Origin of the sequence: Aeromonas rivuli, from assembly GCF_020149575.1 — a bacterium.
GTDB lineage: Bacteria > Pseudomonadota > Gammaproteobacteria > Enterobacterales > Aeromonadaceae > Aeromonas > Aeromonas rivuli.
This window is the reverse complement of the sequence record NZ_CP079742.1, coordinates 2,497,454-2,518,711: the sequence shown is the minus strand read 5'-3', so window position 1 is coordinate 2,518,711 and position 21,258 is coordinate 2,497,454. Positions and strand designations below refer to the sequence as shown.

The window sequence follows — 21,258 nt, the reverse complement described above, 5'->3', positions numbered from 1 at the left end:
TGTGGGTAGGGCGGGTAGCGCGAAGCGACACCCACCGTTTGTCACTGCGAGATGGCGCAATGATTGGCAGGTGGTCATCAGAGTGTTGCCAGCACGGCCATCAGCGCTTTTTCCGCTTCGGCGAAGGCGGCGGCATCGGCGGGCTTGGCACCCACCCCGAACACCCCAGGGTTGCCGATGGCATCGAGCACTTGGGCCAGCGCCTGATCGGCCGCCTGGCGATCCCCTTCACTGAGGGAGGGGAGGATCAAATCCAGGAAGCGCTTGCTCTTGACCACCAGCACCTTGGCGGTTTGATAGTCCCCCAGATTCTGGCTGGCACCTTCCAGGCGACGCTCGATCTCCGCCTTGTAGGCGCGGTTGAGCAGGGCGGCCGTGCCCTTGGCATCCTTGGCCGCGATGGCGGCCGCCAGGGGCGCTTGCAGTGTCACCTTGTGGTGCTGCTCCAGGTAGCCGAGCTCCTCGGCAAGGCTGGCCAGTATGGCGCTGCCATCCTGGCCTTCGCTGGCGGCGGTGAGCAACTGCTCGCGGGCATCGATCAACGGCTCCTTGCCCGCCGCCGCGTAGGAGTAGGCCTGGGCCTGTCCGCTCAGGGTCAGCAGCAGAGTGAGGGCAAGTAAACCCGGGCGTATGGTCATCCAGTTCTCCTTCGTTGATGTATTCAGCCGGGCTCAAGCCACGCTCTGGGTCTCGATCACGGTATTTTCATTGCGATGATTGAAGGTGTTGCGGCGTCGGTTTGCCTGTTGAACACCTGTCACCATCCATCAGGCCACGCTCTGGGTTTCAATCATGCTGTTTTCATTGCGATGATTGAAGATGTTGCGGCGTCGGTTTGCCTGTTGAACACCTGTCACCATCCTCAGGCCACGCTCTGGGTTTCAATGACGGTATTTTCATTGCGATGATTGAAGATGGCATGGCGTCTGTCCACCCCGTCGATCACCATGTCCGCAGCCATCATCCCCATCTCCATGGCGGTGTCGGTAAAGATGTAGCGAAATGTCCCCTGGCGCCCGCTCATGATGAGGTTACTGATCGGCATCAGGGCCTGGATGGCCGCGTCGCGTCGGCCCTGATAACCGAGATCCATCAGCGGATAGGCATATTCACTGCGCGCCTCGAAGGTCTCATCGCCAAGTTTGGCGGTATCTACACCAAGCGTTGCCAGATCCTCTGTCACCCGGCCCCGCAGCTCGGCCAGCGGCGCCTGCCAGGTGGTATCCCCCGGATTGCAGGGGACTTCCAGCATCACCGAGCTCTTGCCTTGTGGCGCCATAAAGGGGCTGCGCCGGCGCGGCTCCTGCAAGCGGGTAGCCAGAATATGGGGATCGGAGAGGTACTGCCAGGTGTTGTCCGACAGGTTCTCTTGCGCCAGGGGCATATTGATAAAGCGCAGGGCGCGGTAGTGCAAGTCGCAGGGTAACCCCAGATGCTGGCAGGTGAGCGGCAGTGGCAGGGTGGAGATCACCTGATCGAAGAGCTCGCTCTGCTCAACGTTATCTTGTGACCAATAGACCCGTTCGATCCGACCATCGACCTGCTCCAGGCGGCTGATGGTGGCGCCTGTCTTGACCGTCACACCTTCTGCCACCAGCCGCTCCCCCAGGGTGGTGAAGATCTGGCCGAAACCATACTTTGGATAACGATACTTGCGGGCATAGGTGCGCACCGAGAGGTTGTCCTTGCGCCTTGGCAGCAGGCGGCGTGCCACGTCTTTGAGATCGATGAGACTGATGCGCTGACCGGCCCAGTCGGCGGAGAGTTTGTCCGGGTTGATGCCCCACAGCTTGGCGGTGTAACCCTCGAAAAACTGGCGGTAGAGGGTGCGGCCGAAGTGGCTCTGGATCCATTCGGCAAAGCTCGCCTTGGCGAAATCGTCCGGTTTCCTGGCGAAGGGCAACAGCAGCAAGTCCTTGAGCGCCCCCGCCATCAGGGGGAGCGGCGCGGTCTTGAGCAGATTGCCGAGGTTGAGCGGGTAGTCGTAGGTGCGCCCATTGAAGCGAATGACGCTCTTGCGCTCGGCGTGGAGCAGATCCTCTCCCATCAGCTCGTCGATAAAGGCGAGCAGCTCGGGGTTCTTGGTGATGAAGCGGTGGCCGCCGTAGTCGAAGCGATAGTCACCATCGCGCCCCTTGAAGGTCTGGGTGGCGCACATGCCGCCCACCACGCTCTCCTGCTCGAACAAGGTGACCGCAAAACCGGCCTGACGCAGGCGCCAGGCGGCCATCAGACCGGCGGGACCGGCTCCCAGCACTGCAATTTTCTTCATGTTATCGCCCATCAATACCTGTCCGAAGAGGAGAAAAGGGGGCCCGCAGGCCCCGCGACATCCATCGCCTGACTCAGGCCTTGCCTGCGTCGACCGGCCTGTAACTGCGATGCCAGAGGGTGACGAAGATGGCCAGATAGCTGGCCCAGGTCAGCAACTGCAAGCCGGCCGGTGAGGCATTGTAGCCAAACAGGGCGCGCAGGAAGGTGCCGAACACCCCCTGATCGTCGAGGATGTGGCTGATGTTGAACACTGGCGTGGTCCAGAAGGTGATGACGTCCGCCGCCTGCAACATGTTGATGGCGGACGACAGCAGCCCCGCGGCTATGATGATGATCAGCAGCCCGGTCCAGCGGAAGAAGGGGGCCAGCGCCACCTTGCGGGTGGAGCGCAGCAGCCCCCACACCAGCACCACAGAGACCAGCAGCCCCGCCAGCGCCCCCATCAGTCCCTCATGCAGATCCACCCCTTGCCCGGAATAGACCAGGGCCGAGAAGAAGAGCACGGTTTCAAAGCCTTCCCGCATCACCGCCAGGAAGGCGAGCAGCACCAGACCGAACAGGTTGCCGCCGTCGATGGCGGCGTCGATGCGCGCCGTCATGGCCCCCACCTGGGACTTGGCCTGCTTCTGCATCCATATCGCCATATAGGTGAGCACCAGGGTGGCGAAGATCAGGATCCCCGCCATCAAGAGGTGGTTGTAGCGTTCGCTCTCAAATTGACTCACTACCACCTGGAACAGGAAGGCCACCACCAGCGAGGCAATCAGGCCAAGGCCCACCCCCAGATAGATGAACTTGTTGTGGCGACTGGCGCCAAGCTTGGCGAGGTAGGAGAGACAGATGCCCACCAGCAGGAAGGCTTCCAGCCCCTCGCGCAGGGTAATGAGAAAACTTGCAAACATCAGTGTTCATGCTCCGTGTCAGGGGAGGGGGGAGTCGGCGTTAACTGAGACAGCTGCAGCCGGTTGAGTAGCACTATGGGTGGTTCGGGCAATTGCGGCTCGGCGGCGCGCACTATGTCGTTGACCCACTTGGGATAGGTGCGGAAGTTGAGCCTGATGTCGGCGCTGAAGGGGCCTTGTGCGTCCGAAGGCAGAGGCCAGGCTTCATCGCGCCAACCATCGGCCGGGATGCGGGTATCTTCCAAGAGCTTGGCGTAGCGCCAGAACTTGAGCCCCACCGGCTTGCCCTCGGCATCGCCAAACACTTTTCTGAACAGCCGCGCATCCTCAGGCACGGCGCCATCCACCGGCTGGCCGCTGCGCAGCACCGTCTTGCCACTGGCATCGGTGACGGTCAGCTCCAGCCAGAGCTCCCGAAAATCGGCGACCCCGGTGGGCAGGGCGTGGCCTGCGCCGACGTTGGTCACCCGCACCACCAGTTGCTGCCCATCGGCAGCCTGTTCGATACGGGCGCTGAGGGTGGCACTGGAGCGCAGCAGCGCCAGACTCTCCTGCTCAAGCGCGGGATTGCGCAGCCCCACCAGCTGGTGCTGGGCGCCGGTGAAGTTGTGGCGATAGAGGCGTTCTTTATAGGTGCCATTCTCGGTGGAGCGGCCCGCCACCGGGGCGCCGCCGTTGCCGGGCTCCGGGTTCATGTGGCAGTCGATGCAGCTGCGCCGCCTGGCGGGATCCTTGGCCTTGGCGAAGCTGGATTTTTCCCACTCATCCCAGGTATTGACGATGTTGGCGCCGCTGCCCGGGGCAAACTCGTTGTGGCAGGACTTGCACAGGGCCGCATCCTGGTAGAAATCCTTCTGGTAGGAGGCCTTGTGCATGGCCGGGCGGGCGTTGATCTGCCGCGACCCTAGCCAGTGACGGACGCTGCCGCCGGGGGCATCTTCGAAGACGTAGCTCTCCCTGTCCTTGAGATTGACGGTGACGGCGGCATTGCCCCCCGCGTCTTCCAATCGGGTGATGCGATGGCAGAACAGACAGCTGGTGCCCTCTTCCACCACGGGCTCTCCCTGTTGATGCGCCTTGACAAGGGAGGCGCCCCCTCGCTCGAACATGTGGGAGCCCTTGGGCAGCTCCGTCTGGCCGTTCAGCACCTGCTGGGGCATGTGGCAGCTCTGGCACCACTGACCGAAGGCTTCCCCCTCGGTCTCGCGGGCCAGGGCCTGCACCACCTTGTAGTAGGGGTGAGAGTTGCCCATCAGCCGGTGATTGCTGTCGCTCCAGTCGGCGAAAGCCTCTTGGTGGCAGTTCTGACAGGAGGCGGAGTTGAGCCACTCCTTGGGATGGGTGGTGGGCGCCCTGGCGGGATCCGTGCGGGGGGCATCGAGCCGCAACCAGCTGGCGAGGTAGGGGAGGTTGCCATCGCTGGTCACGAAGGCGTGCAGATCTTTCATCATCGCCTTCACCTCGGGCGGGGGATTGGCGGGATCCACCGCCTCTGCGCCGTCACGGGGGTCGTGGCCCATGCCGCCCTGGGTCTGCTGAGTCATGCGCAGGTATTCACCGATAAAATCTCCCGCCACCATGTTGGTGAGATTGGCGTGGCCGTTGATGGCGTTATCTTTGCTCGATTGACGGTGGGCCTGCATCAGGAAGCGGTTGGTGAAGTTGAAACCATCCAGATGGCAGGAGTTGCAGCTCATCCAGTTGTCCCCCGCCATGGGGAAACGGCGGTTGGCACCGTTTTGACCGAGGGTATTACCCAGATTGAACAGCCGCTCGCCGCGCTTGAGGGGCTCGGGGCGAGGGTCGCTGTCGACCAGCCTGGCGAAACGGGGCTTGTCGACGGTGACCCGGGCGAAGGGGCCGGGGCCACCACTATTAAGGCGGGTGAGATCCTGACTCATGGCGTTTTGCACCAGAATATGGTCGCCGTCGATGAGCAGGTCGCGCGGGTTCTGGCCCGGCAGGTGGCGCAAGAGCTGGGTCGCCTTGGCGCCCCCCTGGAACTTCTTGCGTCTGTGACGGTTGCTGTTGGATTTGCCGCTGCGCGACAGGTCAAACACCAGCAGATCTTCCGAGCCCGCCAGGGTCAGGTAGACCCGCTTGCCATCGGCGGCGAAGCGCGCGGCGAAGGGGTTGGAGACGATCTGGCTGCGGTTGCCGACGCTGGGCAGATTGATCTGCAAGAAGAGCTGCTTGCGCTCATCGACCCGTTCACGCTCAGTATCGAGATCGATGATGGAAACCGCCGGGAAGACGGTGCTCTGAAACTGGAAGGGGTGGTCGAAGTTCCACAGCACATGGGGCAGCCAGGCCTCGCTGCCATCGGGGGAGAGGGCGATGCCATCGAGCAGGCGCGGCAGGCCCTGGGAGTCGCTTGGGGTATCGCTGTGGGTTTCGGCCAGGGTAATGATACGGGGCTCTGCCAGAGAGGGGGCTGCGGGATCCCTCTTGAGCGTGGCCAGGTCGTAGATGGCCAGCTGGCCGGTCATGGCATGGGTCAGCAGCAGGCGATCGTCATCGGTGAGCGCCAGCCCGCGCGGGGTCTCGGCAGTTGCCACATCCAGCATCAGGGCGCCGTCGAGATCGTAGGCTTGCAGGCGCGCCGCCTCAAACAGGGTGACCCAGAACCAGCGCCGCTTGGGGTCGAAGATGACGCCATAGGGTCTATGGCCGGTGGGGATCGCCCTCTCCAAGTCGAGATCTTCGCCCAGCAGCAGCAGGCGATCGCCGCTGTAGTCGGTGACCAGCAGGTTGCCGTTATCGGCTCTTGCGAGCTGACGAAGATCCCCGCCAAAGCGCACCTCTTTGAGCCGTTCACCGCTGCCCCGCGCGAGCAGGGTGATGGAGCCGCCACTCTGATTGGCCGTGACGAGGCGGGGGGCATTCCCCTCCTCATAAGCGGCCAGGGCCGAGCCCATCTGCTGGGCCTGGGCCTGGGGGGCGCCGAGCAGCAAGAGGCAGGTGAACAGGCCGATGAGCAGCAACTTCAACATGGGATCAGGAACGCCATCTGAGCAGGGTCCAGCGCCAGGCGTGGCGCAAGACCAGAGGAGTGAGCGAGAGTGCACTGAGCCAGTGGGCCCAGCTTGCCAGGGAGCCCAGGCTGTCCCCCGGGGTGCCATGCAATAGCAGCAGCAGGCCGCTGCCGAGGCAAGTCAGGAGCAGGCCTTCGATGATGCGGCCCGTGGCGCGCAAGAACGGCTTGCGGCTATGGCGCAGCAGCCGGCGATGAGAGAGCCAGAAGGCACCAAACAGCAGGGGGAACAGGGAGAGCGAAAGCATGACGTGGAGAAACAGATTCCAGCGCGCCAGGGACCAGATCGGGGTCAGCGGCTCCCACAACAGCAGGCCGGAGAAGAACATCAGATAGAGGCTGCCCTCGGCGGCCTGATGGTGATAGGCCAACCACTGCCAGAGGTATCGTGGTGAGAGGGAAAGACGGGTCATAACGGCTCCACTGCCGGGGAATGACCCCAGGCGGAGCAAGTCTACAATGGGGTAAGAGCAATGAAAAGAATTATCAATTCGTTAATCAATGAATAGAAGCTGAATAAAACCCCTGGGCCAGTTCAGCCTCTCTGCTTGCCGTCTGTGACCCCGCCGTCGATGCCCGCCGTCTCGTCCAGCCAGGATACACCATCCCCATTACGGCCCTGCTGTTCAGGGCTTTTCGGGATGGTGATCCGCCAGTCGTTCGGTGATGGCGTAGATGAGTGCGGCGGTGGAGAAGGCGAGAAACACGATGACAGACCACTTCATCTCGGTCTCGTTGCCGACCCCATCTTCGAGGAAGGCCTTGAGCACTTCTATCCCGGCAATGGTCACCAGGGAGTTGATGACAATGAGCTTCAGGGAGGCGAAGTTGATCTTGTATAGCCAGTTGTCGCCGAGGGTCTCCCGTTGCTCCGGGGTCTTGATGAACTGCACATAGCCGCACAGGGCAACCAGGATCAGCATCTGGGCCACCAGTACAAAATCCACCAGGGTCAGCACCCCGGTCACCAAGTCCAGATAGTGGATGGTGAGGATGTCGCGGCACAGTTCGTAGAGCTTGAGGGCAAACTTGACCATCAGCAGCAACACGCTGAGCAGCATGCAGACATAAAAAGGCAGCATCATGAGACGGCTGCCGGTGAGCAAGAGATTGAAGCGGCCCATGGTGACTCCTTGGCGGGGGCAGGTGTGGGGATTATGACTCAGATGGCGGCCATAAAACATGCCGGTTAACGATCTAGTCTGCTGAGCGAGAGCCTGAACAATTCACCCGGCTGAGCCGAGCGAGAACGGGACCGAAGTCATTGCTTGTCGAAGTTGAGCCGAGCGAAACGGGGCGTGCTGATTGTTCACCGCGCGAGGCATGTGGGAGAGCATGCAGTGAGAGAGGGTTGGCTCAGCGTGAAACAATGAAGGGATAGACATGAAAAAGCCCGCTTAGTTTCCTAAGCGGGCTTTCGAATGTGGCTCCCTCGACAGGACTTGAACCTGTGACATACGGATTAACAGTCCGCCGTTCTACCGACTGAACTACGAGGGAATTGGCTCCTCCTGCTGGACTTGAACCAGCGACATACGGATTAACAGTCCGCCGTTCTACCGACTGAACTAAGGAGGAATTGCCTGTCTCGTTGAGACAGCGCGCATATTAAAGAGCCGGGCGCCGGGTGTCAAGCTGGCGCTCGGCTACAAATATCACTTTTGATGCTGTTTGCCGAAAACTTGGCCGTTATGGGGTATTTTCAGCACAATCAGCAATTTGCCAGCGAATACCCCTCAACTATCAACTACCTGGACAGGCGGGCAACTGGCCCGCCTGCAATCAGGCGATGATGATGAAGCCGACGAAGGCAATGGCTGCGGTCAGCAGGGCATAGGGCAACTGGGTCACCGCATGACTGACCAGATCGCAACCTGAACCTTGGGCGGCCAGTACGGTGGAGTCGCTATAGAAGCAGGCCTGGCTACCAAACGAGGAGGCTGACAGCAGGGCGCCTATCACCAGTGGAATATCGGCGCCGACCGAGTGAGCCAGGGGCATGACGATGGGGATGGTGACCGCGAAAATCCCCCAGGAGGAGCCGGTGGCAAAGGCCAGCACCGCCATGGAGACGAAGACCACGGCAGGCAGCATCTGCGGCGTCATGTAAGGGGTCAAGCTGTTGATCACGTATTGCGGCAGGTGCAGCTGATCACAGATGTCCTTGAACACGAAGGCGGCTATCACTGTGCCGATGGCGGGCAACATGGTTTTGAAGCCGTCAATCATCTGCTCCATCATCTCGGCCAGGGGCATCAGCCGCTGGGCCATGTAGTAGGGGATGGTCAGCAGCAGGGTGACCAGCAGCCCCTTCCAGATGTCGATGTCGAAATAGACGGTGAAACCGACCAGCATGGCCATGGGCACCAGGAAGTTGTGCAACTTGCCGGCGCGATCGGCCTGGGCAAACTCCTCCTCGATGGACTTGACCGCATAGCTGTCCGGGGTGAGACCCGCATCTTGCATGAGTTCACTATCGCTGACTCGCATGGCGCCGACGCTGCCATGCTGTGCCCGCAACTCTGCCCGCTTCATGGGGCCTATGGCCGGCACGATCCCCAGGATCACCAGCAGCACCATGAGCACGGCCAGCCAGGCATAGAGCATGTAAGGAATCGCCTGGAAGTAGACGTTGATCCCCTCGCCCGTTGCGGCCACGCCGTTATTTTCCAGCAGACCACCGAAGAAGACGGCCCAGGTGGAGAGAGGGACCAGCACGCAGACCGGGGCCGCAGTGGAGTCCACCACATAGGCCAGCATCTCTCGGGAGACCTTGAAGCGGTCGGTGACTCTCTTCATGGTCTCGCCCACGGTCAGGGCGTTGAGGTAGTCATCGATGAAGATGACCAGCCCCAGCATGAAGGTCATGAAGAGGGAGGATTTCGGCCCCTTGGCCAACTTGAGCGCCTGTTGACCGAACGCCATGGCGCCGCCGGTGCGCACCAGCAGGGCGATGAGGGAGCCAAAGCTGCCGCACACCAGGATCAGCCAGCCGATCGTCTCATCCTGCATGGTACGCAGGGAGACCTCGGCGAAGGTATCGAGGGCATCGAAGGGGTTGGCGCTGAGCAGCAGCAGACCCGCAACCGTCCCTATGATGAGGGAGAGAATGGGGCGGCGCAGCCAGATTGCCAGTACCAGTACGACGATGGGAGGGATGAGACTCAGGGCAGTCGGTTCGGACATGCGCATAGGGTCCTTTTATCGGAACCGGCCTTGGCCGGCATACTAAAAGAGAGTGCCCGGCAAGGTGATGTCGAGGGGCAGTACTGCTTCTTATCGGGGTGACAGGGGAGGGGAGAGGATCCCACCGCGCAGCCACCGACTCCGGCCAAAAACATCGGCGCAGAAACTAAGGCTCATTGGGTGCTGAGTCAACCGAAAATCCGTCCAATGAGGCAAAAATCGGCAATATGGCGGCTATCTTGGTCATTCACCGAAGAGTGTACCCTTTCATTGATCCCGCCCATCGAAATCGAATTGGCTATCGGTTAAGGTTGCATGAGATACCATCGCCGCGTCGACGCTCTTGCCGGCCCTTGATGATGATCGGGTGCCGGCTCCGTCGGCCTTTGTCTCTCTGTTCTGGTATTACGACACCAATGCATACTAAAAAAGCACCACTCCCCGTGAGGCTCGCCGTGGCGTTACGCCAATCCTGCCTGGATGAACCCTATACCATGACCCGCCTGGGGCGCGATTTGGTGGCCGGGATCACGGTCGGCATCATCGCCATTCCGCTGGCCATGGCCCTGGCCATCGCCAGCGGCGTGCCGCCCCAGCATGGGCTCTACACCGCCATCATCGCCGGTATTGTCATCGCCCTGACCGGTGGCTCGCGCTACTCCGTCTCCGGCCCTACCGCTGCGTTTGTGGTGATCCTCTATCCGGTCGCCCAGCAATTCGGGGTCGGCGGCCTGCTGGTGGCGACCCTGATCTCGGGTCTCTTCCTGGTCGCCATGGGGTTGGCGCGCCTGGGCCGCCTCATCGAGTACATCCCCCCCTCGGTCACCCTCGGTTTTACCGGCGGCATCGCCATCGTCATCGCCACCCTGCAAATAAAGGACTTCTTCGGCCTGGATGTCCCCGAGATGCCGGAAACCTATCTGGGCAAGGTGGAAGCGCTGGCCCACGCTCTGCCTGGCTGGCAGTGGGGGGATACCCTCATCGGTGTGACCACGCTGGCGGTTTTGCTGCTCTGGCCCAGGCTCAAGTTGCCGGTGCCGGGCCATCTGCCCGCCGTGCTGGTGGGGGCCGGGCTTGGGGTTGCCCTGCATGGCTGCGATGTCGAGGTAGCGACCATCGGCAGCCAGTTCCACTATCTGTTGCCTGATGGCAGTCAGGGGGCAGGGATCCCCCCTCTGGCGCCCAGTCTGCTGATGCCATGGTCCCTGCCAGGACCCGATGGCCAGCCGGTGAATTGGGATCTGGCCGCCATCCAGCAACTGCTGCCTGCGGCCTTCTCCATGGCGATGCTGGGGGCCATCGAATCCCTGCTCTGCGCCGTGGTGCTCGATGGCATGACGGGGCGCAAACACAGCTCCAACACCGAGCTGGTGGGGCAGGGGCTGGGTAACATAGTGGCGCCCTTCTTTGGGGGCATCACGGCCACCGCCGCCATTGCGCGCTCAGCCGCCAACGTGCGAGCCGGGGCTACCTCGCCCATCTCGGCGGTGATCCATGCCCTGGTGGTACTGGCCGCCGTGCTGGTGCTGGCCCCCTGGCTCTCCTGGCTGCCGCTGTCCGCCATGGCGGCCCTGCTGCTGCTGGTCGCCTGGAACATGAGCGAGGCGCACAAGGCGGTAGAGCTCATTCGTCGTGCGCCCGGTGCGGATGTGTTGGTGCTGCTGGTCTGCTTGTCGCTCACCGTCATCTTCGACATGGTGATTGCCATCACCTTCGGGGTGATCCTGGCCTCACTGCTCTTCATGCGCGACATTGCCAGAATGACCCTGTTGCAGGACTTGGGGCAGCACAAGCGTCATCAGCATCAGCTGCCAGAGCAGGGCCTGCTCTACCGCATCAACGGCCCACTCTTCTTCGCCGCCGCCGATCGGGTATTTGGCGAACTGGTCGAGCAGGTACAGGGCCACCGCGTGCTGGTGTTGCAGATGGATGCCGTCTCCATCCTGGATGCGGGAGGTCTGTCGGCATTTCTCCATTTCAAGCAGCAGATGGCCAATACCGGGGTGGAGCTGCGCATTGCCGAGTTGCAATTTCAGCCCCTCAAGACCCTGGCGCGGGCCAAGGTGGTACCCGTCCCAGGCCAACTGGCATTTTACGGCTCCTTGGAAGAGGCGTTGGCGGAAGAGCAGGCTCCCGGATAAGCCAGATAAACGGGGTTTAATGGGAGAGTTGCCAAGATTTTCACCAATTGGTGTGAATCTTGAGCAAGCGACATAAAAAGCAATAAATTGCGTTGACCCATGCAGGCCCATCCCTTACATTACGCCCCGTTGTCGCCGCCATGGCCGTGAGCAACCCTGGTGATTGAACAGGTAAAGCAGCAGTCGAAAATTTGGTGGGATGTCCGAGTGGCTGCCCACCGACGAAGTCGGAAGAGAAGCACGCAACCCGTGCTCCGCAAGCCACTTCAAAGCAGTAAAAAATTTGGTGAGGTGTCCGAGTGGCTGAAGGAGCACGCCTGGAAAGTGTGTATACGGCAACGTATCGAGGGTTCGAATCCCTCCCTCACCGCCATATTGAAAAGCCCGACTCAGGTCGGGCTTTTTGCTTTCTGGTTCCTGCAGATGTTTGGCTCCTTGCCTCGATTGCCTCGATTGCCTCGATTGCCTCGATTGCCTCGATTGCCTCGATTGCCTCGATTGCCTCGATTGCCTCGATTGCCTCGATTGCCTCGATTGCCTCGATTGCCAGGGCCGCCACGCCTTGATGATCCTGTACCCGCCCTTGGGGAATATGCCACACTGACCCCCCCTTGTTGTCAGGGCAGACGCCATGCCAGATCTCGCTCATCCCACAGCCCCCTGCGGCCAGACTCCCAGTGAGCCTGCGCATTTCACCCGCATAGAACGGGTGCTGAGTCATATTCATCAGCACCTGGATGAGCCGCTTTCGGTGACCGAGCTGGCGGCGCTCAGCTGCTGGTCACGCTGGCAGTTGCAACGGGTTTTCCAGAGTGAGACAGGCCTGACGGTGGCGGCTTATGTGCGCGAACTCAAGTTGAGTCAGGCCGCTGTCGCCTTGCTTGGCGGTCGGGATCGGATACTGGATCTGGCCCTGCGCCACGGTTATGACTCGGAGGTGAGTTTCAGTCGCGCCTTCAAGCAGCAGTTTGGTTGCTCGCCACTCGCCTATCGCAAGCGGGGGGTCAGGGTCGGGCTGCGCCAGCCCATCAGTCAGCTGGGGCCGCGGGGTCTGGGGGAGGGCAAGTGGCTGCAAGTGCGAGTCGAGACGCGGCCTGCCTTCAGGTTGCTGGGACTGCGTGGCGAGATCCGTGGCCTCTTTGCCGAGCAGCCCGATTTTCAACAACAAGTACCCGCCATCTGGCAAAGGGTACAGGCCCTGCCTGGGGGAGAGCAGTTGCACGGCGAGCCCCTGCTTGGGGTGAGCGATCTGCGTGTCCATCAGGATGAGGCGCACCGTTTCCCTTACTGGGCCGGGATTGAGCTGCCTGAATCGCAACCGGATGAGCCCCTCATATTGGCGGGTGCCGAGTTGCTGCGGGTGCCGAGCCAGACCTATGGGGTGGTCACCCATCGCGGGCCCATCGCCCTGTTGCCACACACCTTGAGCTGGTTTATCGAGCAGTGGTTACCCCAGTCCGGTTATCGGGGTCTGGATGGCCTGGAGCTGGAGGTCTATCCCGCCAACTATCAGGGCAAGGCACCAGAGGCCTCTATGAGCTACTGGCTGCCCATTGTCCCCTTGTCATAGCCCATAGCCCATAGCTCATAGCCCAGAGGAGCGGCCCTGATCCTGCAAACCTGGCACTGGCCGCCGGGATCTCGATCCGGTGCCGCCATGGCTGGCAGCACCTTGCCCCTTGTCCAACCTATGGGGTCAGCCTGTCCCCTCGCTCCCAGGCATCCTCTCTCCCTCTGTTTTCTATTGCCCAGCCGCAAGGGGGAACGCCCTCTCTGCCATTGAGGCTGCCCGACATTGACCCTGAACAACATAATAAAGCCTCGTAAGAGACTGATTATGGGGAGCTTCCTGGGCAAGATGCCCCAAAATGTTAAGTCTGGCGCAAAATAGCTGATTAAAATGCAAATGATATTTGTTACTATTCAATCATTGGCATTCGAGGATCAGATGTACCCACTTCACCCCCCATTGACCCTGGTCGCGGCGACCCTCTCCACCCTGTTTGCGGGACAGACACTGGCAGCCCAGACGGAAGCACTGGCTCCCGGTGCTGACACCATGACGGTACTGGGTCAGACCTATCGCAACACGGCGACCAAGACCAAGCTAGACCCTATCGAAACGCCGCAGGCCATCTCCGTGGTCGATAGCCAGACCTTGGAGCAGCGGGGGGCCAGTTCGGTGAGCGAGGCGTTGCGCTATGTGCCCGGGGTCAATACCGAACTGCGGGGGGGCTCGGTCAATCGCCTGGATCTGTTCAACATTCGCGGCTTTGACAACTACCAGAACTTCTATGACGGCTTGCTGTTGCAATATAACGATTGGAACCTGCAGCCCCAGATAGACCCTGTTGCCATCGAGCAGCTGGAGGTGTTCAAGGGGCCGACTTCCGTGCTTTATGGCAGCATGCCGCCGGGCGGCATGGTCAATCTGATCGCCAAGCGGCCACAGCGCGAGGCCAGGCACAGCGTCAGCGTGGCGGGGGGAACGGGGGATCTGCGTGAGGTGACCCTGGATACGACAGGCCCCATCAATGACACCTTTGCCTACCGGATGGTGGGCCTGGCCCGTCACAAGGATGGCCAGGCGGTGACTTCGGAAGAGGAGCGCTATGTGCTGGCCCCCTCCCTGGACTGGCAGCTCGGCGAACGCACCCTGCTCAACCTCAATGTCTATTATCAGAAGGATCCGGCCGCGGGCATCTATACCACTGTCCCGGCCAAGGGCTCGGTCAATGACAACCCCCTCGGCAAGCTCGACAGTGACACCTTCCTCGGTGACGAGAACTGGAACCAGTACAACCGGGAAGTGGCGCTGTTTGGTTACAAGCTGAGCCACGATTTCAATGCCAACTGGCAGTTCCTGCAAAATGCCCGCTACATGGATGCGTCAGCCAGGCAGCACAACACCTATAACGCGGCGTTGGCGGCAGACGATCGTACCCTGGCCCGTAACGCCTATCTGACCGACGAGGAGTCCAAGGGGTTCGTCATCGACAACCAGCTCTCTGGCAAGCTGCAGACCGGATCGATGGAACACAACCTCTTGCTCGGCGTCGACTACCAGTATCTGGATGCCCAGGTGCTCTATCGGGATACCCTCGACTATTCGGCCCCCAGTATCGACATTTTCAATCCTGATCATAGCCAGATTGACCCCGATAGCCTCAACTTCATCTATCAGGATCGCAAGCAGATCAAGCAGTACCAGACAGGGGTCTATCTGCAGGATCAGCTGCGCCTCGACAGACTGGTGGCCATCGGTGGCCTGCGCTATGACAGCTACCGGATGGACACCGACAGCGACACGCTCTACAGCGGAAGTGGCAGCCACACCCTGGCCAAGATCGACCAGGATAATCTCTCCTTCCGTCTGGGCGCCCTCTATGAGCTCGACTACGGTATCTCGCCCTATGTGAGTTATGCCGAGAGCTTCGAGCCGGTGCCGGGGGCGGACAAGCATGGCAAGGCGTTTGATCCCGCCACCGGTGAGCAGTGGGAGGGGGGTGTCAAGTACCTGTCTGAGGAGATGAGCAAGACCCTGACCCTGTCGGCATTCCGCATCACCAAGAAAAATGCCCTGGTGACGGATCCGGACAACGTCTACGGACCCAAGCTGCAGACCGGCGAGATGGTCTCCAAGGGGTTGGAGCTGGAGGGGCGCATCGACGTCACCAGCAACCTGGAGTTGAGTGCCACCTATACCCTGCTCGACATGGTGATCAGCAAGGATACCACCAGTTTGCAAGGCAAGACCCCGGTCTGGGTACCGGATCAGACGGCCTCCCTGTGGGCTGACTACCGCCTCGAACAGGGCCCTGCGGCCGGTCTGCGCCTGGGAACCGGTTTGCGTTACGTGGGGGAGGCCGAGCTCGATGCCGCCAACAGCGACAAGGTGCCCGACTATGTGCTGATGGACATGGCCGCCTCCTACGACTTGGCCCGGCTGAGCCATAGCCTGAAAGGGGTGGAAGCCTCCGTCAGTGCCAGCAACCTGTTCGATACCACCTACTACTCCTGCTACGACCAGAGCAACTGCTGGTTCGGGGCTGAGCGCAACGTGGAGGCCAGACTCAAATACGTATTCTAAGCCTGCGCCCCGGCCGGATGCCGGGGCCCTCTTATCAGGGCAGCCCACCCCATGACAACCCCTCTGCCGGCCCGCTGGGTGAGCCGGGGCTTGGCGGCGTGGCCGCACAGGAGCGGGCACTTGGCCTGGCGGCTTATGAGCGGCTGTTCCTTGCCGCCGGGGAGCTCATTCCCTCCCTCAAGGGGCAGCTGATGGAGGGGGAGAGGCCGTTGCTGGTCACGGCCGACGGCACCATGGCCCCCGCGGCGGTGGCATTGGCCCTGCATGATCACTGGCGGCTGGCACACCCGGAGGCGGGCCCCGCCTACTGGCTGACCCGCAGTTGGGGCATGCTCAGCTGGCAGTCCATCTACCTCGCCATGGTGGCCGTCTATCGGGTGGGAACCGTGCCTGCGCTGGACAAGTTGGGGCTGGGCTATAGCGCCGGTCTGGTATCGGGATTCAGCTTGCCCCTTGACCCACTGATCGGGGGCCAGCAGGAGCTGTTGATCGAGGCGGCGGGCAGGCGACTGCGTCGTCACTGGCAGGAATTGTTCGAGATGCTTGCCAGTGAGATGCGGCTGCGGCCCGGCTTCGTGCGCCCGCTCCTGGCGGACGATCTGCTGGCTGCCCTGATACGAGTGCCGGATTTCTTCGGGGAGATAAGCCCCGAGGTGGTCGCGGCCCATGCGCCGCTCTGGCTGGCCGCCTGTGGCTTGCCCGCCGAGCATCTGGCCGGGTGGCGCCAGGCGTCAGGCGTGGCGGAGGTGGCGAGCGCCTCGCCCGGTTATGTCCGCCAGCGTTGCTGCCTGCACTACAAGCGCCGTGATGGCTCGCTGTGTGAGAATTGCCCCCGGCGGCAAGATGCAGCGGCTCGTTGCGATGATGAGACGGGGCAAGGGTTGGAATAAGTGTGTTGAGTGTTGGTCAAGGCCGCCCATGGGGCGGCTTTTTCATGTCCCGAGTCAGGCCCCCATCTTGACACGAATGCGCTCGAACAGGCTCTGCAGGCAGGGCTGATCCCGATCCGCGGCCCGCACCGCGCCATACATGTGGCGGCGCACCCCGCTGCCCAGGGGGCGCGCCTCGAGCAAGCCCTGGCGCACGAACTCCTCGCTGGCCCAGCGCGGCAGGGCGGCCAGCCCAAGCCCGGCGGCGGCCATCTGCAACATGACCGAGGTGTTGTCCACCGGCTTGCAGCGCTTGGGTTCGACGCCAGCCGGTTGCAAGAAGCGGCTGAACACGTCCATGCGGGCCCGCTCCACCGGGTAGACCAGCAGCACCTCCTGCTTGAGATCCTCCGGGGCTATCCTGGTCTGCTGACAGAGGGGATGGTCCGGCGCCATCACCAGGGTGAGATCGAAGGCGAACAGGGGCTCGAAGTGGAGATCCCCGCGGGCCTGCACGTCCGAGGTGAGCAGCAAGTCGAGCTGGCCGCCGAGCAGGGCGCTGATGGCATCGAAGCCGGGCACCGACTCCACCTCCAGATCTACCCCGGGCCATTGGCGGCGAAAGTCCGGCAACAGCGGCAGCAGCCACTGGATGCAGCTGTGGCAATCGAGCGCCAGGTGCAATCGGCCCGCGTCACCGCTGTGCAGGGCCTGCAACTGCTTCTCGGCCTGGGTCAGAGCGGGCAGCACCTGGCGGGCCAGGGTCAGCAGATGCTGGCCCGCCGCCGTCAACACCAGGGGGCGGCTCTTGCGAAGAAAAAGCTCCAGATTGAGGCGGGTCTCCAGCTCCTTGAGTTGATGGGAGAGGGCAGACTGGGTGAGGTTGAGCGTGAGCGCCGCCCCGGCCAGTGAGCCCTGCTCGGCCAGGGCCGCTATCGTCTTCAAGTGCTTGATCTCCAAGCCTGAATTATTTGGCACCGCCATGGCACATCTCCCTTGAAGGACAGTTGAGGATTATTTGAGAGCCAGTTGAAGAGGATTCAATAGCCAAGGCCACCTTATCTCGACATTCTAGATGTGTAAACATCTGGATGGCTAAATCATCCAGTTCCCCATAGGACAGAGATGAGATCAAGGAAAACGGCCATGACACAAGCACACACCCTGGGCTTCCCCCGCATCGGCGCCAAGCGCGAGTTGAAATTTGCCCTCGAATCCTACTGGCGTGGTGAAACCACCCGCGATGAACTGGTCGCGGTGGGCAAGAGCCTGCGTCAGCGCCACTGGCAGGCGCAGCAGCAAGCCGGGGTCAGCCTGCTGCCGGTGGGCGATTTCGCCTGGTATGATCAAGTGCTCGGCACCAGCCTGCTGGTGGACGCCGTGCCTGCCCGTCACCGCCACGGCGACACCGATCTCGATACCCTGTTCCGGGTGGCCCGTGGCCGTGCGCCCACCGGCCCGGCTGCTGCCGCCGCCGAGATGACCAAGTGGTTCAACACCAACTATCACTACCTGGTGCCCGAGTTCAGCCGCGACCAGCGCTTCAAGCTGGGCTGGAGCCAACTCTTTGAAGAGGTCGAAGAGGCCAAGGCGCTGGGGCTGCCGGTCAAGGCGGTGCTGCTGGGCCCGGTCTCCTATCTGTGGCTCGGCAAGGAGAAAGAGAGCGGCTTCTCCCGCCTCGAACTGCTCGATCGCCTGCTGATCGTCTATCAGGAGATCCTGTCCAGGTTGGCCGCGCAAGGGGTGGAGTGGGTGCAGATAGACGAGCCGGCCCTGGCCCTGGACTTGCCGGATGAGTGGCGTCTGGCCTACCTGAACGCCTATGAGCGCTTGAGCGGCCCCTGCAAGCTGCTGCTCACCACCTATTTCGGTTCTGTGGCCCATCAGCGCGACATCATCACCAGCCTCAAGGTAGACGGCCTGCACCTGGATCTGGTGGCCGCCCCCGAGCAGCTGGAGACCCTGGTGCCGCATCTGCCAGCCCAGTGGGTGCTTTCCGCTGGCGTCATCAACGGCCGCAACGTCTGGCGTGCCAACCTGGCCAAGCTGGCGCCGACCCTGAAAGCATTGAAAGCCAAGCTCGGCGAGCGGCTCTGGGTCGCCTCCTCCTGCTCATTGCTGCACAGCCCGGTGGACTTGACCCTGGAGCACGAGCTGGACGGCCAGACCCGCAGCTGGTTCGCCTTCGCCCTGCAAAAGTGCTACGAGCTGGGGCTGCTGGCCGACTACTTGAACGGTGGCGAGCTCGACAAGATCGAGGCGTACAGCCAGCCCATCGTCGATCGGGAGTCCGACAGCCGGGTTCACAAGCGGGCGGTGCAGTCCCGGCTCGCCAGCCTCACCAACAGCGATTTCGATCGCCAGAGCGCCTATCCGGTGCGCGCCGAGGCCCAGCGCACGGATCTCAAGCTGCCGCTCTTGCCCACCACTACCATAGGCTCCTTCCCGCAGACTTCCGACATCCGGGTGCTGCGCCAGGATTGGCGGGCCGGTCGCATCGACGACGCTGCCTACGAGGCGGGCATTCAGGCCCAGATCAAGGATGCCATCGCGCGCCAGGAAGCCATCGGGCTGGACGTGCTGGTGCACGGTGAGGCCGAGCGCAACGACATGGTGGAGTATTTTGGCGAGCTGCTAGACGGCTTTGCCATCACCCGCTTCGGCTGGGTACAGAGCTATGGCTCCCGCTGCGTCAAGCCGCCGGTGATCACCCGGGATATCGACCGCCCGACCCCCATGACGCTGGCGTGGACCCAGTTCGCCCAGAGCCTGACCGACAAGCCGGTCAAGGGGATGCTGACCGGGCCCGTGACCATCCTCTGCTGGTCCTTCCCCCGGGAAGATGTCAGCCGCGAGCAATCCGCCCTGCAAATCGGCCTGGCCATTCGCGACGAGGTGGCAGATCTCGAAGCCGCCGGCATCAAGATCATCCAGATTGACGAACCGGCGATCCGCGAAGGCTTGCCCCTGCGCAAGCAGGATCATCAGGCCTATCTGGACTGGGCGGTGCGCGCCTTCCGCCTGAGCGCAAGCCCGGTGGTGGACAGCACCCAGATCCACACCCACATGTGTTACAGCGACTTCAACCTCATCATCGAGGCGGTGGCGGCGCTGGATGCGGACGTGATCACCATAGAGACCAGCCGCAGCCAGATGCAGTTGCTCGAGGCGTTCGAGCGCTTCAACTACCCCAACGAAATCGGCCCGGGCGTCTACGACATCCACTCCCCGAACGTGCCGAGCCAGGGCTGGATCGAAGACCTCATCCGTAAGGCGGCCCAGCAGATCCCGGCCGAGCGGCTCTGGGTCAACCCGGATTGCGGCCTCAAGACTCGCGGCTGGGAAGAGACGGAAGCGGCGCTCAAGGTGATGGTCGATGCCACCAAGGCACTGCGTGCCGAGCTGGCTTGACTGATCAGGGGTTGCAAGCTCGCGACTAGCTGATAGGTATCACTGATGAACAAGGGGAGGGCGCAAGCCTTCCCTTTTTCGTTGGCAGATAGCTCATGCCGGGGTCAGCCTCCCGTTGGTCATGAGCCTGGCAAGGGGCGCTGGCATTGAGGGAAGGGATGCCGGTAGAATTGCGCATTTTAAATGAACCTTATCAGCCACGGGAACAGGATGCAGATCAGCGACTTTTATCCGGTATCGACCAACACCAGCCTCAAGGAGAGCTGTTATGGCGCCTTGGGGGCCCTCATCGGTCTGTTGATGACCGAATGGCTCTGCCAATGGTGGCTCGGCGTCAGTCCCCACTGGCTCATTGCCCCCATGGGAGCGTCAGCCGTGCTGCTGTTTGCCGCCCCGGCCAGCCCCCTGGCCCAGCCCTGGTCCATTCTGGTGGGCAACAGCGTCTCGGCCTTGATGGGAGTGATCGCGGCAAGCTGGATCCCGGATCTGGCGCTGGCCTCCGCCGTGGCCGTGATGCTGGCCATCGCCGCCATGTTCCTCACCCGCAGCCTGCACCCGCCAGGGGGGGCAGTTGCCCTGACCGCCGTCATCGGGGGTGAGGCCATCAGCCAGCTGGGTCTCTGGTATGTGTTGATCCCGGTGTTCATCAACTCCTTGCTCCTCCTGGCCATGGGGCTTATCTACAACCGGGCGCTGGGTCGCCGTTATCCCAACGGTGGTCGGGCGCAGCCCAATCGCCATCAGACGGCGGATCCCCAACCCAGCGAGCGGCTGGCGACCCAGGCGACGGATATCGATTTTGCCCTGGAGAAACACGGCGAGCTGCTCGACATCAGCCGCCAGGATCTGCAGGCGCTGCTGCAAGAGGCGCAGTTGCATGCCCTGCGCGAGCGGGTCGGGACAGTGCTCTGCCAGGATGTGATGTCACGGGATCTCATCGTTGTCTCGCCCAAGGCGTCGGCCATGGTGGCCTGGCAACGACTCTCCCGGCATCAGGTCAAGGCGCTGCCCGTGGTCGATGAGGCGCAGCGGCTGGTCGGCATCCTCACCCTGCACGATCTCATGATCGACAGGCAGCGGCAGTTGCCGAGGGAGGCGGCCAGTCTCGAACAGTTGCGGGTGGAGAACCTGATGACCCGGGAGGTGCGCACGGCGCGCCGCTATCAGTCGCTCTACGAGCTGGTCGATGCCTTCTCCGACGGGGGCCTGCACCATATGCCCGTGGTGGAGGGGGAGCAGCTGGTGGGCATCATCACCCAGTCCGATATGGTGGCGGCGCTGTTTAACCTGGCACTGCGTCCGGTTGCGGCCAGCACGGACGAGGGAGAGTAGCCGGACTCTATGTTCAGGG

General features: G+C 62.2%; 15 protein-coding genes and 3 tRNA genes. 7 read left to right on the top strand and 11 right to left on the bottom strand.

The annotated features are described in order from the left end of the window. Nucleotides 1–77: 77 nt before the first annotated feature. From KYK33_RS11700 to KYK33_RS11660, 9 genes are all read right to left on the bottom strand, one after another. On the bottom strand, nucleotides 78–638 hold the full coding sequence (locus tag KYK33_RS11700; protein ID WP_224430620.1) for a hypothetical protein: 561 nt from the start codon (nucleotides 636–638) through the stop codon (nucleotides 78–80). 224 nt (nucleotides 639–862) lie between these two features. Continuing rightward, the gene (locus KYK33_RS11695; protein WP_224430619.1) at nucleotides 863–2,284 is read right to left on the bottom strand and encodes an FAD-dependent oxidoreductase; all 1,422 of its coding nucleotides are present in this window, start codon (nucleotides 2,282–2,284) and stop codon (nucleotides 863–865) included. Nucleotides 2,285–2,345: 61 nt separating this feature from the next. Continuing rightward, complete coding sequence (locus tag KYK33_RS11690; RefSeq protein ID WP_224430618.1) at nucleotides 2,346–3,176, bottom strand: FTR1 family iron permease; 831 nt, start codon at nucleotides 3,174–3,176, stop codon at nucleotides 2,346–2,348. After that, the gene (locus KYK33_RS11685) at nucleotides 3,176–6,169 is read right to left on the bottom strand and encodes a YncE family protein (protein WP_224430617.1); all 2,994 of its coding nucleotides are present in this window, start codon (nucleotides 6,167–6,169) and stop codon (nucleotides 3,176–3,178) included. Before KYK33_RS11685 ends, KYK33_RS11690 begins: the two co-directional genes overlap by 1 nt. A 4-nt stretch (nucleotides 6,170–6,173) precedes the next feature. After that, nucleotides 6,174–6,623 (bottom strand): hypothetical protein, encoded by a 450-nt coding sequence (locus tag KYK33_RS11680; RefSeq protein ID WP_224430616.1) that lies wholly within the window; start codon nucleotides 6,621–6,623, stop codon nucleotides 6,174–6,176. Between the two features lie 213 nt (nucleotides 6,624–6,836). Further along, nucleotides 6,837–7,334 carry a YqhA family protein gene (locus tag KYK33_RS11675; protein WP_042042154.1) on the bottom strand — a complete coding sequence of 166 codons (498 nt, stop codon included), beginning with the start codon at nucleotides 7,332–7,334 and terminating at the stop codon, nucleotides 6,837–6,839. Between the two features lie 300 nt (nucleotides 7,335–7,634). Then, nucleotides 7,635–7,710: transfer RNA gene (locus KYK33_RS11670), tRNA-Asn, on the bottom strand. Between the two features lie 2 nt (nucleotides 7,711–7,712). Continuing rightward, nucleotides 7,713–7,788: transfer RNA gene (locus KYK33_RS11665), tRNA-Asn, on the bottom strand. A 204-nt stretch (nucleotides 7,789–7,992) separates the two neighbouring features. Beyond that, nucleotides 7,993–9,396 (bottom strand): Na+/H+ antiporter NhaC family protein, encoded by a 1,404-nt coding sequence (locus tag KYK33_RS11660; protein ID WP_224430615.1) that lies wholly within the window; start codon nucleotides 9,394–9,396, stop codon nucleotides 7,993–7,995. A 416-nt stretch (nucleotides 9,397–9,812) separates the two neighbouring features. Here KYK33_RS11660 and dauA point away from each other — a divergent pair, with 416 nt between their 5' ends. Together dauA and KYK33_RS11650 are read left to right on the top strand one after the other, a co-directional pair. Beyond that, entirely contained in the window at nucleotides 9,813–11,537 is a 1,725-nt protein-coding gene (gene dauA / locus KYK33_RS11655) for a C4-dicarboxylic acid transporter DauA (protein ID WP_224430614.1), read from the top strand. Between the two features lie 285 nt (nucleotides 11,538–11,822). After that, nucleotides 11,823–11,910, top strand: a tRNA-Ser gene (locus KYK33_RS11650). Here the strand turns inward: KYK33_RS11650 and KYK33_RS11645 are convergent. Further along, complete coding sequence (locus KYK33_RS11645; protein ID WP_224430613.1) at nucleotides 11,902–12,186, bottom strand: hypothetical protein; 285 nt, start codon at nucleotides 12,184–12,186, stop codon at nucleotides 11,902–11,904. The two genes, KYK33_RS11650 and KYK33_RS11645, sit on opposite strands and share 9 nt — an antisense overlap. On the opposite strand from KYK33_RS11645, the gene KYK33_RS11640 reads away from it, so the two are divergent. From KYK33_RS11640 to KYK33_RS11630, 3 genes are all read left to right on the top strand, one after another. Next, nucleotides 12,169–13,107 (top strand): AraC family transcriptional regulator, encoded by a 939-nt coding sequence (locus KYK33_RS11640; RefSeq protein WP_396021338.1) that lies wholly within the window; start codon nucleotides 12,169–12,171, stop codon nucleotides 13,105–13,107. The genes KYK33_RS11645 and KYK33_RS11640 overlap by 18 nt on opposite strands. A gap of 378 nt (nucleotides 13,108–13,485) precedes the next feature. Continuing rightward, on the top strand, nucleotides 13,486–15,627 hold the full coding sequence (locus tag KYK33_RS11635) for a TonB-dependent siderophore receptor (protein ID WP_224430612.1): 2,142 nt from the start codon (nucleotides 13,486–13,488) through the stop codon (nucleotides 15,625–15,627). Between the two features lie 17 nt (nucleotides 15,628–15,644). Continuing rightward, complete coding sequence (locus tag KYK33_RS11630) at nucleotides 15,645–16,517, top strand: siderophore ferric iron reductase (RefSeq protein WP_224430611.1); 873 nt, start codon at nucleotides 15,645–15,647, stop codon at nucleotides 16,515–16,517. 54 nt (nucleotides 16,518–16,571) lie between these two features. On the opposite strand, the gene KYK33_RS11625 is transcribed toward KYK33_RS11630, so the two are convergent. Beyond that, nucleotides 16,572–17,480 (bottom strand): LysR substrate-binding domain-containing protein, encoded by a 909-nt coding sequence (locus KYK33_RS11625; RefSeq protein WP_224430610.1) that lies wholly within the window; start codon nucleotides 17,478–17,480, stop codon nucleotides 16,572–16,574. A 162-nt stretch (nucleotides 17,481–17,642) separates the two neighbouring features. Between KYK33_RS11625 and metE the strand changes: the two genes are divergently transcribed. After that, on the top strand, nucleotides 17,643–19,907 hold the full coding sequence (gene metE, locus KYK33_RS11620; RefSeq protein ID WP_224430609.1) for a 5-methyltetrahydropteroyltriglutamate--homocysteine S-methyltransferase: 2,265 nt from the start codon (nucleotides 17,643–17,645) through the stop codon (nucleotides 19,905–19,907). Nucleotides 19,908–20,117: 210 nt separating this feature from the next. Further along, nucleotides 20,118–21,239: an HPP family protein gene (locus KYK33_RS11615; protein ID WP_224430608.1), complete on the top strand. Its 1,122-nt coding sequence runs from the start codon at nucleotides 20,118–20,120 to the stop codon at nucleotides 21,237–21,239. Nucleotides 21,240–21,258 lie beyond the last annotated feature (19 nt).